Origin of the sequence: Saccharospirillum sp. HFRX-2, from assembly GCF_043196805.1 — a bacterium.
Lineage (GTDB): Bacteria > Pseudomonadota > Gammaproteobacteria > Pseudomonadales > Natronospirillaceae > Saccharospirillum.
On record NZ_JBEBMU010000004.1, the window covers coordinates 192,708 to 203,908 of the forward strand.

At 58.1% G+C, this 11,201-nt stretch carries 9 protein-coding genes and 2 tRNA genes; 4 read left to right on the forward strand and 7 right to left on the reverse strand.

From position 1 onward, the window contains the following. Positions 1–71: 71 nt before the first annotated feature. Both ABMA60_RS10950 and rhlB read right to left on the reverse strand, forming a co-directional pair. Entirely contained in the window at positions 72–1,211 is a 1,140-nt protein-coding gene (locus ABMA60_RS10950; RefSeq protein ID WP_392802806.1) for a 4-phosphoerythronate dehydrogenase, read from the reverse strand. Positions 1,212–1,214: 3 nt separating this feature from the next. Beyond that, a complete protein-coding gene (gene rhlB, locus ABMA60_RS10955) occupies positions 1,215–2,606 on the reverse strand; it encodes an ATP-dependent RNA helicase RhlB (protein ID WP_392802809.1) in 1,392 nt (463 codons plus the stop codon). A 479-nt stretch (positions 2,607–3,085) separates the two neighbouring features. On the opposite strand from rhlB, the gene ABMA60_RS10960 reads away from it, so the two are divergent. Next, positions 3,086–5,695, forward strand: a complete 2,610-nt coding sequence (locus ABMA60_RS10960) for an EAL domain-containing protein (protein WP_392802811.1) — start codon at positions 3,086–3,088, stop codon at positions 5,693–5,695. Positions 5,696–5,698: 3 nt separating this feature from the next. On the opposite strand, the gene ABMA60_RS10965 is transcribed toward ABMA60_RS10960, so the two are convergent. Next, positions 5,699–6,256, reverse strand: a complete 558-nt coding sequence (locus ABMA60_RS10965; RefSeq protein ID WP_392802813.1) for an elongation factor P hydroxylase — start codon at positions 6,254–6,256, stop codon at positions 5,699–5,701. A 117-nt stretch (positions 6,257–6,373) separates the two neighbouring features. Here ABMA60_RS10965 and ABMA60_RS10970 point away from each other — a divergent pair, with 117 nt between their 5' ends. Continuing rightward, positions 6,374–7,786, forward strand: coding sequence for an MATE family efflux transporter (locus tag ABMA60_RS10970; RefSeq protein ID WP_392802815.1), 1,413 nt, complete (start codon positions 6,374–6,376; stop codon positions 7,784–7,786). Here the strand turns inward: ABMA60_RS10970 and tusA are convergent. From tusA to ABMA60_RS10990, 4 genes are all read right to left on the reverse strand, one after another. After that, complete coding sequence (gene tusA / locus ABMA60_RS10975; RefSeq protein ID WP_392802818.1) at positions 7,759–8,001, reverse strand: sulfurtransferase TusA; 243 nt, start codon at positions 7,999–8,001, stop codon at positions 7,759–7,761. The two genes, ABMA60_RS10970 and tusA, sit on opposite strands and share 28 nt — an antisense overlap. Next, positions 7,998–9,065, reverse strand: coding sequence for a 23S rRNA (cytidine(2498)-2'-O)-methyltransferase RlmM (gene rlmM, locus ABMA60_RS10980; RefSeq protein WP_392802821.1), 1,068 nt, complete (start codon positions 9,063–9,065; stop codon positions 7,998–8,000). The genes tusA and rlmM overlap by 4 nt, the downstream gene beginning before the upstream one ends. Next, positions 9,065–10,030, reverse strand: a complete 966-nt coding sequence (locus ABMA60_RS10985) for a YheT family hydrolase (RefSeq protein WP_392802824.1) — start codon at positions 10,028–10,030, stop codon at positions 9,065–9,067. Before ABMA60_RS10985 ends, rlmM begins: the two co-directional genes overlap by 1 nt. 230 nt (positions 10,031–10,260) lie before the next feature. Beyond that, positions 10,261–10,803 carry a hypothetical protein gene (locus ABMA60_RS10990; RefSeq protein WP_392802827.1) on the reverse strand — a complete coding sequence of 181 codons (543 nt, stop codon included), beginning with the start codon at positions 10,801–10,803 and terminating at the stop codon, positions 10,261–10,263. Positions 10,804–11,037: 234 nt separating this feature from the next. On the opposite strand from ABMA60_RS10990, the gene ABMA60_RS10995 reads away from it, so the two are divergent. Both ABMA60_RS10995 and ABMA60_RS11000 read left to right on the forward strand, forming a co-directional pair. Continuing rightward, positions 11,038–11,113, forward strand: a tRNA-Asn gene (locus ABMA60_RS10995). A gap of 12 nt (positions 11,114–11,125) precedes the next feature. Then, positions 11,126–11,201 (forward strand) — tRNA-Asn (locus tag ABMA60_RS11000).

Consider the following 11,201-nt stretch of genomic DNA (forward strand, 5'->3'; position numbering starts at 1 on the left):
GGAATAACAGTCGAGGCGACTGGAGAAAAAACGAGAACTGGGGCTAAGCGACTGGGGCGTGTTCTGCTGTTTTAGAACTCGAAGCCCAATTGATGCAGCCAGGCTGCTGCTTCATCCGGTACATTGATAAGTTGCGCAGCAGCGAGTTCGCGGCGCTTGGGGTAAGCCTTGCGCAAGGCATCGAAATCGCTCGGCTGCACCCAGCCTTCTTTAACGCTCTGATGCATGGCGACGGTATCACGTGCGGGGTCGTGCAGCGCTTGTATCAGTTCGCTGCCCAGCTGTTCGGGGCTGGCGGTACTGAAGAAGCTGGCATCCAGTTTCGGCGCGGCGGGATAGTCCGGGCCTTTGGGCAGCGATTCGCCGGCCCAGTGGTGTAAGGCTTCGGCGAGCATTCGAGTGCCGGTCCATTTGCCTTCTTGGCTGTAACCGGCGACATGTGGGCTGGCTTGTTCGACGGCGTTCAGTAAGCGCTCGCTAACGCGGGGTTCGTCTGGCCAGACGTCGAGAACAGCGTTGATATGGCCGTTGTCGAGCACCTGCTGCAAGGGTTCTTCCTGAATGACCGGACCGCGACCGGCGTTGAGCAGCCAGGCGCGGGGTTTGAGTTTCGCCAGTTGATCGGCGCCGATCATGCCCAGTGTTGGGTGTTGACCATCACGCACCAAGGGTGCGTGCAGGCAGACGATGTCGGCAGCAGTTAACAGCGTATCGAGATCGGCAAATCCAGCCTGGCCTTCTTTTTCAGCGCGCGGCGGGTCACAGACCAGAGTGCGCACGCCCAGGGTATTCAGACGCTTGGCGAGCAGGCCACCGACGTTGCCAGCGCCGACGATACCGATGGTCTGTTGCCACCAGTGCAATTCGTGGTCGAGGTGCAGACGAGCAAAAACAGAGAGCACCCAGTCGACGACCGATTGAGCGTTGCAACCAGGGGCGTGGTGGAAAGCGATGTTGTGTTCGGCCAGCCAGTCGGTGTCGACGTGATCGGTGCCGATGGTGGCGCTTCCGACGAAGCGGACCGGCGTCCCTTCCAATAATTCGGCGTTGACCTGAGTGACGGAGCGGACCAGTAAAACATCCGCGTCCATCAGGTCGGTTTTGCTGAGGTTGCGCCCCGAAAGGCGCGTTAACGATGCCGCCAGGCCGTCGAACCAGGGTTCGACGTGCGGCATGTTTTCATCGGCAACGATGCGCAGGCCTGCGGCCATAACTCAGACGTTGCCCTGCTGACGTTCGCTTTCGGCTTCGTTGCCGGGGCCAAAGGAAGCGGCTTCGTCGTCATCTTCGACCGGTTGAGACTCAGACTCAGCAGCGGCTGCCATCTTTTCTGCTTTATCTGCCGCTTCAGCGGCGTCTGCGTCATCGGATGCCTGCAGATCCTGCAGCCAGTCTTGCGGCGGCTGTTCCAGGTCGATCTTGTGCTTGATGTAGTCTTCGATCGCCGGAATCTGGAAGGAGTCGTCTTCACAGGCGAAGCTGATCGACTGACCTTTGGCACCCGCGCGACCAGTACGGCCGATGCGGTGTACGTAATCTTCCGGGTCTTCCGGCAGGGTGTAGTTGACCACGTGGGAGACGCCATCGACGTGAATACCACGGCCAGCGACATCGGTGGCGACCAGGACCGGCACCTTGCCTTCTTTGAAGTTATCGAGCGTTTTGACGCGCTTGGCTTGCGGCACTTCGCCCGACAGTACCTGGTTCTGGATGCCGTCTTTGCGCAGCCGATCGCTCAGGTCACGGACAATATCGCGGCGGTTGGCGAAGACCATGACTTTGTCAGCACCGGGCTGCTTCAGCGCATGACGCAGCAGGTTGTACTTCTCTTCGGCGGTCACCAAAAAGACGTGCTGCTCAACTTGCTCAGCGGTTTTCACCTTGGGCTCGACTTCCACGCGAACGGCATCTTTGGTCCAGCGCTCGGCCAGGTTGAGGATGTCGTAAGAGAAGGTGGCGCTGAACATCAGCGTCTGACGCTCTTCGTTGCGCGGAGTGTTGCGCACGATGGATTTGATGTCCGGGATAAAACCCATGTCGAGCATACGGTCGGCTTCGTCGATGACCAGGGTTTCCACCTGATCGAGGAAGACTTCCTTGCGGTTCATAAAGTCGAGCAACCGGCCCGGCGTAGCGACCAGAATGTCCAGGCGGCTTTCCTGCAGCTGCTTGCGCTGCTTGTCCATATCCATACCGCCGACCAGAGCCGCCACTTTCAGACGGCTGTGCTTGGTCAGCAACTTAGCGTCTTCGGCAATCTGCAGCGCCAGTTCACGCGTTGGCGCCAGAATCAGCGCGCGCGGTTCGCCAGCGTATTGCTCAGGCAGCCGGTGCTCCATCAGATCGGTAATAACGGTGATCAGGAAGGCTGCGGTTTTGCCGGTGCCGGTCTGAGCCTTGCCGATGCAGTCGTGGCCGGCCAGCGTATAGGGCAAAGTCATGCCCTGAATCGGGCTGCAGTATTCGTAATTGAGCTCATGGATAGCGCGCATCAGAGCGATGGGCAGAAAGAGGTCGTGGAATCGGACTTTGCCAGGAGCTTCGGGTACTTTGAATTGCGAGATATGCCAGCGGGGTTTACGGGGTTTGCGAGATTGATTGGTCACAGAGTCACACTTAATTGCTTGCGCCTGCCAGCGATTCAACGGCTGGGGCGTCGATTACTTAATAGCCATCCCGACCGGACCAGTGCCGGCAATATGGGGGCCTGCCAATGTTCGAACCCGGCGCACTGAGGCTGCCAAGGCAAGAACCTTATTGCTTTGCTCAAACGAGCCATTAAAGAACACGATCGCCAACCAGGGCGTTCGATTAACCCAGGCAACGCCGCTCACGCTGATGTCAGTGCGCGCCGCTTACCAGGGGCGGCGATTGTAGCGCATTTTTCGGCCAGTCTCGAATTTCTCAAGCGCTGCGTGTAAAACAGTCAATGAACGACGCTTTTAGACTGGCCTTGCTGCCTGGCGAGGCTGCCGCTAGTCTTAGCTTTCGGATTGGGCAGCGCGTACCAACCGATAGGGAAGACCTGGCGGGACCGCCAGGTTCACTTAGGGAGCCGGAGGTTCCCGCCAAGGAGACTGCAATTGTGAAGTACTGGTTCATCCCGGTCTGGATGATTCTGGTGATTGCATCGGTCCGGGCGGCAGAGCCTTCACTGGTCCTGCTCCCTGATGTTGATCGAGTCAATATGGCTGCTTACAGCCACACCTGGATCGATCCGGCGGCGGATACCGATTGGCAGCACGCCTATCAGCGTTACCAGGCTGGAGCCTTCCAGCCACCCACTGGTCAGCCGCCTAACATCGGCTACACCGGGAGCAGCCTATGGGTGGCCATGCCGATCATTGCCAGCAATCGTGGCTCACAGCCAGTGCGCTTTGAAGCCATGGTGTCGTTTGATTATCCAACCATCGATTGGATTGACGCCTGGCTGATCAAAGACGGCACCCTCATCCAACGCTTTTACGACGGCGACCGCCAACCCAATCCCAGTCAGAATGAGGCGACTTTCCAGCCGCATCTGGGGATGTCTTTCAATTACAACGACGGCCATTACGTTCTATTGGCACGTTTGCGCAGCCAGGGTTCGGTGCAGGCGCCGATCACGCTCTGGGATGAAAACGAGTTCTATCGCCAACTGCCAACGCAGAATTTTATCTGGGGCACTTTCTACGGCGCTATCATCTTTGTACTGGTGTTTAATCTGTTTCTGTGGATCAGCACCCGGCGCACTATCTATCCGCCTTACTTGCTGTTTGTCTTCGGCATGTCCATCTGTGTCGCCTTGCTCAACGGCCACAGCCGACTCTTGCTCGGCCAGGCCATCTCCGTGCATCTGGTTAACTGGGCGCCGGAATTCGGCATCATCGGTTTTATCGGGCTGATCCTGTTTACCCAGGGCGTACTGCGCACCCGGCAACTGGGTTTGATGCACCGCCTGTTGAACTTCACCCTGATCATCAACCTGATTCCCATTCTGCTCAGCCCCTGGCTCAGTTATCGCTGGATCAGCGTTTTCGTGTTGGTCGATCTGATCTGGCTACTCGGCCTCAGCCTGACCACGGGCGCCTTGGCGTTACGCCGGCAACGACGCATCGCGCTGTTTTACCTGACCTCCTGGCTGCCATTTCTGGCAGCTGCCATGTTATTCATGGCGCGTAATGCGGGTTGGTTGCCGGTCGATCCGATCACTCAATACGCGCTGCCCGCCGGCTTGGTGATGGCCGTAGCGCTCCTGTCTCTGGTTATCGCCGACAGTCTCAAACAAGCTGAATCGTCCGCGCGTGACGCCCTGGATCGCGAACGACGGGCGCTGCGGGCGCTGGCACGCAATCAGGAAGAAACCACCCGCCAGGCGTTGCGCGACCCCATTACCGGCTTGCCCAATAAGGCCCAGGTTGCTCAGTTCATCGATGGCATTGAGAGCGACGAACCATTACGTCTGGTGATTTTCCGGCCCGATAATCTGCGCGAATTACTCAACACCCTGGGTGAATCCAACGTCGATCAACTGACCCGCAGCGCGGCGCAACGTATCGAGTCCCTGCCGCTGCATCACTTTGGCGCTCGCGTGCTGAACCCGGGAGAGCCGCATCCACGCCGCATCGCTCAGGTGGAAGGCCGTAATTTCCTGATGATTCTGGACAACGGCCCCGAGGCAAGAACGCTGGCCGATCTGGCCAATGCCGCCGAAGCCGCGCTGAACGAAGCCATCGCCCTGCCCGGCCTCGATATAGCCGTGCAGTGTCGGCTGGGTTCGTCGCGACTGCCCGAGGATGGCCGCACCCTGGGTACCTTGATCCGCAAGGCTCAGGTGGCGGTGGATCAGGCCATCACTCAAAACCGGTTGTATCTGGAATACCGCGCCGACACCGATCCTTATCAACCCGAACGTCTGCGTTTGGCTTATCGTTTGAAACAGGCAATAGCGCGCGATGAATTGATGCTGCATTTTCAGCCGCAACGACGCCTGAGTACCAATCAGGTGTACGGTGTCGAAGCACTGGTGCGCTGGCCTCAGGCCGATGGCAGTTTCATTCCACCAGGCGACTTTATTCCCATCGCCGAACGCACCGGGCTGATGCCGGCTCTCACCGACTGGGTGATAGCCGCCGCCTGTCGCGCCAGCGCCGAATTGCAGACGGCTGGCTGGCCCTTGTGCGTGTCCATCAATCTGTGCGCTGGTGATCTGACCCGCCCCAATTTACCCCATCGTCTGATCAGCACCCTGGCCGATCATCAGTTGGATCCCAGTACGCTGGCGGTGGAAATCACCGAGTCGATGCTGATTAACGACTGGGCACCCACGGTGGCCAACCTGGCGCAACTGCGTCATGCCGGCATTCGGGTGTCGCTGGATGATTTCGGCACTGGCTATTCGTCGCTGTCCTATTTACACGCGCTGCCAATCGATTGTCTGAAAGTCGATCAGCAGTTTGTGCAGCAGCTGCAGACCAGTGCCTCCGCTGAAGTGCTGGTCCGTTCTATTGTGCAACTGGCCAAAGCGCTGGGATTGGATATTGTCGCCGAAGGCGTGGAAAACGAAGCGACCGTCCAGCATCTGGATCGACTCGGCTGCGGTGCCATTCAGGGCTATTGGCTGGCACGGCCAATGCCGCTGGAGGATTTGCAAGATTGGCTGGCCAAGTCGGCCGGTCCGGTGATCAATTCCGCCGCCGGCCACGACAGTCACTGACGCTCAGTCTGGCGGTGTGTTGAAAGCTGCCGCCGTCGGCCACGGCTGATCAAAGTTGTGCGTCAACAGCTGCACGATTTGATGGGCCCGTTGCGGCAAACCTCTGTGTTGATACTGTTGAGCTTGGCGCTGTACCGCGGCGCGAAAGGGCCGACTGTCGGTCGCCTCGCCACCAAGATTATCCCGGCTGGTCTGAAAGCGCCGCCCACAGGCTCGCGCAAACCACCACTCCAACGCCTGGGGTTTTACCTCGACCTGCTCAAAGGCCGCTTGCTGCTCGGCGTTACGCCCGTCCGGACAGTACCAATAACCGTAATCTTCCATTAACCGTCGCTCGTCACCCGCCACACACCAATGCGCCAGCTCGTGCAAAGCGGAATTGAAATAGCCGTGGGCAAAGACGATGCGATGCAACGATGCGTCGTCGCTGGCCGGCAAATAGACAGGCTCGTCAACGCCCGCGACCAGCTGCGTCTGCCACTGACGATTCAGCCAGGGGTTCAGGCAGGCGAGCAGGCGATCGACGTCGGCTTCCCAATGTTCAGCAGCAAGTTGTTTCATGGCGGCGGCAGTCTACCGGCTACGCGGCCGCTGGCAAGTAGGCTGATGAACCTCATTGCCAATGCACCAAAAAAAGGCACAATAGCCTGCCTTTTTAGTTGCCCAGCGGAGGTCGCTTTGGATCAGGATCATCAACCCTCGCCCGATACCCGGGCTGGCCTGATCGGCACCACGCTGACCGAATGGAAAACCCTGGCCATTCTCGGCGGTCCGATTTTGATCGCCCAGCTGGCGCTGATGGCCAATGGTGTCATCGATACTGTCATGGCCGGTCACGCCAGTGCGGAAGATTTGTCCGGCGTTGGCATTGGCGCCAGTCTATGGTCGCCGTTGTTTCTGTTCTTCGCCGGTGCCTTGAGTGCGCTGCAGCCGATCATTTCCGGCCATCGCGGCAGTGCCACCATGGATCGCATTATGCCGATAACCTGGCAGGGTCTGTATGTCGCCATGGCCGCCAGCGTCATCATGGTCTTTGTGCTGGGCCAGGTTCAGCCCTTTCTGGATTGGCGTCAGCTGGAACCGGTGACGTCGGGTATTACGCTGGGTTATCTGCAGGCTTTTGTCTGGGGTGTGCCGGCCATGCTGGCGATGGTTGCGTTGCGCGGCTTGACCGACGGTCTGGGTCACACCAAGGTCTTTATGGTGTTCTCGCTGATCAGCGCGGCCATTAACCTGCCACTGAATTACATCTTTATTTACGGCAAGCTGGGACTGCCAGCTTACGGCGGTATTGGCTGTGGCTGGGCGACGGCCATTTCCAACTGGCTGGCCTTTATCGGCTTGCTGATCTATCTGCAGCGCAGCAAAACCTATCGTGCCTTCCATCTGATTCAGGATTGGGCGGCGCCGAACCTGGCTGATCTGAAGTATCTGTTGAAGCTGGGCATTCCCATCGGTTTCACCATCTTTGTGGAAGTCAGCATGTTTGCGGTGATCGCGCTGTTTCTGGTGCCCCTTGGACCGGTGGTCGTGGCCGGTCACCAGATAGCGCTGAATGTGGTGTCGCTGATCTTTATGGTGCCGTTGAGCATCGGCATGGCGCTGACGCTGCGCATCAGCTTTCTGATCGGCGCCCGTCAGGTTGAAACGGCGCACCTGGTCGCCCGCTCATGCTTGATTCTGGCGTTGGCGATCGCCCTATTCTACGCCGCGGGTCTTTATGTCGGCGCGCCCTGGGTGGCGACCCTTTATACCGGCGAGGCCGATGTTCAGGCGGTGACCATTCGATTGCTGGCCTTCGCTGCGCTGTTCCAGATTGCTGATGTCTTCCAGGTGACCTGCATCAGCGCCTTGCGCGGCTATCGCGATACGCGCTTGCCGATGTACATCATGGTGTTGTCATTCTGGGGTTTCTGTCTGCCGCTGGGCTACGTCCTCACCTTCACCGACAGGCTGGTGCCGGCCATGGGTGCGGCCGGCTTCTGGATCGGTTTAACCGTGGGGCTGAGTTCTGCCGGTGTGCTGTTGCTGACGCGTCTGTTCTGGTTCAGTCGACCCCAAGCTCAGTCGGCTTTCTTGCGCACCCAGTAACGATAATCATCGCCCGCTATTTGCTGATCGATCAGTTGATGACCTAAAAATTCGCAGAACTGTGGGATATCGCGTTGGGTGGCCGGATCGGTGGCCTGAATCAGGACGGTTTCACCGGCCGCCATGGTGCGAATCTGCTTATGCAACATCATCACCGGTTCCGGGCAGCGCAGTCCGCGGGTATCGAGTTCATGATCACTGTGATGAGCACTCATAAGCTTTCCTCCAACGCCAGATAGAGGGTGATTTCTTCGCGGTCGAAATACAGCTGCCGGGCCTGCAGTTGGTAGCGACGCTCTGCCAGGCGTTGCTCGATGCGTGCACGAATCTCGCACCAACCGGCCCAACGTTGCTTCATCGGCAATTTCAGGTTGAAGATCGCCTGGCGCGCCCAGCCATTTTCCAGCCAATCGAGCATGCGTTCGGCCACCCTGGAAGGTTGCTCGACCATATCACAGACCAGCCAGTCGACCGGATGTTCCGGCTGCCAGCGAAAACCATCGGCACGATGGTGGGTCACCTGGCCGGTGGCCATCAGTTCGTCGTTCATCGGGCCATTATCGATGGCATCGACATGCAAACCGCGACGTACCAGCTGCCAGGTCCAGCCACCGGGCGCCGCACCCAGATCGACAGCGCTGTGATCGTGACTCAGCTGCTCACGCCAATCGGCACCGAGAAAGACCTGAAACGCTTCTTCCAGTTTCAGCGTCGACCGACTTGGCGCCGCAGCGGGAAATTTCAAGCGCGCCACACCCATCGACCAGGCCGGACGCAAAGCTGGGCGATCCACCCCCAGCCAGACACGACCGGAATCGGGGAAAAAAGCATGCAAGGCCGGGCGCGAGGCGTTGTCTTTGGCCAATAACAACTTCTGGCTGCGTAATGCCTGCCGTAACGGATGCACAAATTTACCGGCGAAGCGCGCGGTGGCGCGGTAGGCATCACCTTCGGCGGTATCGCAAAACAGTTGACCAAAGGTGGCTGTTTCAGCGCCAAGCGCTGCACTCAGGGCGTCAACAATGGGCGTAATTCGGTCGGCGGCCGGCAGGTCGTCGATGGTCGCCAGCACAGGCCAGACTTCGCGGGCAAAGACCAGGGGAGAGAGCGACTGATACAGCGGCTCAGCACTGGCACACTCGAAACGGATAAAGCCGGAATCGGTTTCCAGACGCGCCCAGCCACTGTGGCCGAGCCCAGCCGCTACCGCGGTGATTTCCGCCAGGCATTCTTTTTCAAAACCGGGGCGGCACAGCAATAACAACGCTTGGCTGGACATCACAGCAGTGCCTGAGCAAAAGCACGCGCCCGCTTTTCCGACCACAGCGGCTGGTTCAGACGCCAGCGGATAAAACCGCAATGACCACCGCGGGGCGGGGTTTCGAACAACAGATGAGCCGAGGCATCGGATGGCCGCATATAGCAAGCGTCGGCCAGGAACGGATCATTCAGCGCATTAACGACCAGGGTTGGTCGCTGCAAGCGACTGAGCACCGTTCGTGACGAACAGCGCTGCCAGTAATCCTGAGCGTCGTGAAAACCATGCAGTGGCGCGGTATAGCGGTTATCAAAGTCTTCAAAGTTACGCAGCTGCTCATAACCTTCCAGGCTGATCAGCTGCGGAAAATGCTCAGCCTTGTCGGCAATTTTGACGCGCAGGTCTTTCAGGAAACGGCGCATATAAAGTGATTGCGCCGGCTTGGCCAGTTGCTCAGCACAGGCTGCCAGATCGAGCGGCACGCTATAGGCTGCGCCACCGATCACTTCCGGTTCCAGATCCGGCTCGGCCAAGGTCAAAACCGTCTGGTTGCCGCCCATGCTAAAACCGACCAGAAAGATACGCTGGAAACCACGCTCGACTCCCAGCCGGATCACGGCGCGTAAATCCTCGATGGCACCGCTGTGATAAAAACGTGGCAGGCGATTGAATTCACCACCACAGCCGCGGAAGTTCCAGGCGTAGACATGCCAACCGGCGTCGTGAAAATGACGCGCCATGCCCTGCATATAAGCACGCTGGCTATTGCCTTCCAAACCGTGGCTGAGAATCACCAGAGGGGCGTTTTCCTGCTCGGCAGCGAGTTCATCGATCAGCAGAAAATCGCCGTCGTCCAGCTCCAGGCGCTGACGCTGGTACGGCACACTGACGTGACGCATAACGGACGGCACAATGGATTGCAGATGGCCGTTGGACAAACCCAGACCGGCCACATAGGAAGAATATTCGAGATCGTCGTGCGTCACAGCCTTGAAACCTCTGCCAAAAGCGCACGGGGTTATTTCACAACGACCCAACTTCAGATTGAGTCAGAACCCCGGACAAGCGTGAGGCCGGGCATTCTACGCAAAGCAGAACAGCGGCGCCACTCAACTACCGAGGGCGCGCATCAATCCATAGCCAAGCAACATCAAGGTGGCCAACACAAAACCGCTATAGCGTATTTGCTGACAACGACGACAGGGTTTCTTAGCCATCAGGCAGACTTACGCGCCGGCGGCATATAGCGGCTGCTGAGGTTGTCAAAAAAGCTCTCACGCAATTGCGAAATCTCCTTTTTAACTTCGTCGATGACGTGCATTTCATCACCACTGAACTGCTGTTTTTCGGCATGAACCTGACGCCGCAGGTTAACGATCTTGGAGCCATAGATGCGCAGCGTACGCTCCAGCTTCTTTTCGCCCAAGAGCAACAGCGTACTTTCCGCTTCAGTCAGTTCACGGAACACATCAACCAACTCCTGACCAACGCGTGCCATTTCCTCGCGTCGATTACGCGGCCATTGCTGACCATAGCGTGTGAACTCGGTCGCTAAGCCCAAATACTGCTGATAAACGTGATGTACCCGACCTACGTTCGCGGCCACCCGTTCGAACAATTCGCGCCGTTTGCGCACGTCCTCGACAATCTTCTGGTCCAGGGTGCGATGGCGACGCAGGTAGAGCCAAAATATCAGCGCGCTGATCAGCACACCGCCGGCAATTTTGACACCGGTATCGATCATTTCCAGCGTAATCATGGTTTCCTCGTTGTTTTTTTGACGCTTTGCAGCCCAACACCCTCCTTCAGCAGTTTTCGTGCCCATTTTGACAGCCTCGGCAATTTTGTTCCCTCTGCTCTGCGGCTGCCGCCGTTAACGGCCCTTTCAGGTCACCGCAAGACGACTCACTTAGCCAAAAACTCCAAAAAAAACAAAGGCCTAACGCTTGACACTAAAGAAGCATCCTCTAGAATACGCGCCGTTGTTCGTTGTTCCTCGATAGCTCAGTTGGTAGAGCAGTAGACTGTTAATCTATTGGTCGCAGGTTCGAGTCCTGCTCGAGGAGCCACAACCGCTATCTTCCTCGATAGCTCAGTTGGTAGAGCAGTAGACTGTTAATCTATTGGTCGCAGGTTCGAGTCCTGCTCGAGGAGCCA

Excerpts from the sequence above, each read along its gene's own strand:
- rlmM (WP_392802821.1), bottom strand. The coding sequence starts at position 9,065 with ATGTCCAGCCAAGCGTTGTTATTGCTGTGCCGCCCCGGTTTTGAAAAA.
- ABMA60_RS10965 (WP_392802813.1), bottom strand. The coding sequence starts at position 6,256 with ATGAAACAACTTGCTGCTGAACATTGGGAAGCCGACGTCGATCGCCTG.
- ABMA60_RS10990 (WP_392802827.1), bottom strand. The coding sequence starts at position 10,803 with ATGATTACGCTGGAAATGATCGATACCGGTGTCAAAATTGCCGGCGGT.
- ABMA60_RS10950 (WP_392802806.1), bottom strand. The coding sequence starts at position 1,211 with ATGGCCGCAGGCCTGCGCATCGTTGCCGATGAAAACATGCCGCACGTC.
- tusA (WP_392802818.1), bottom strand. The coding sequence starts at position 8,001 with ATGAGTGCTCATCACAGTGATCATGAACTCGATACCCGCGGACTGCGC.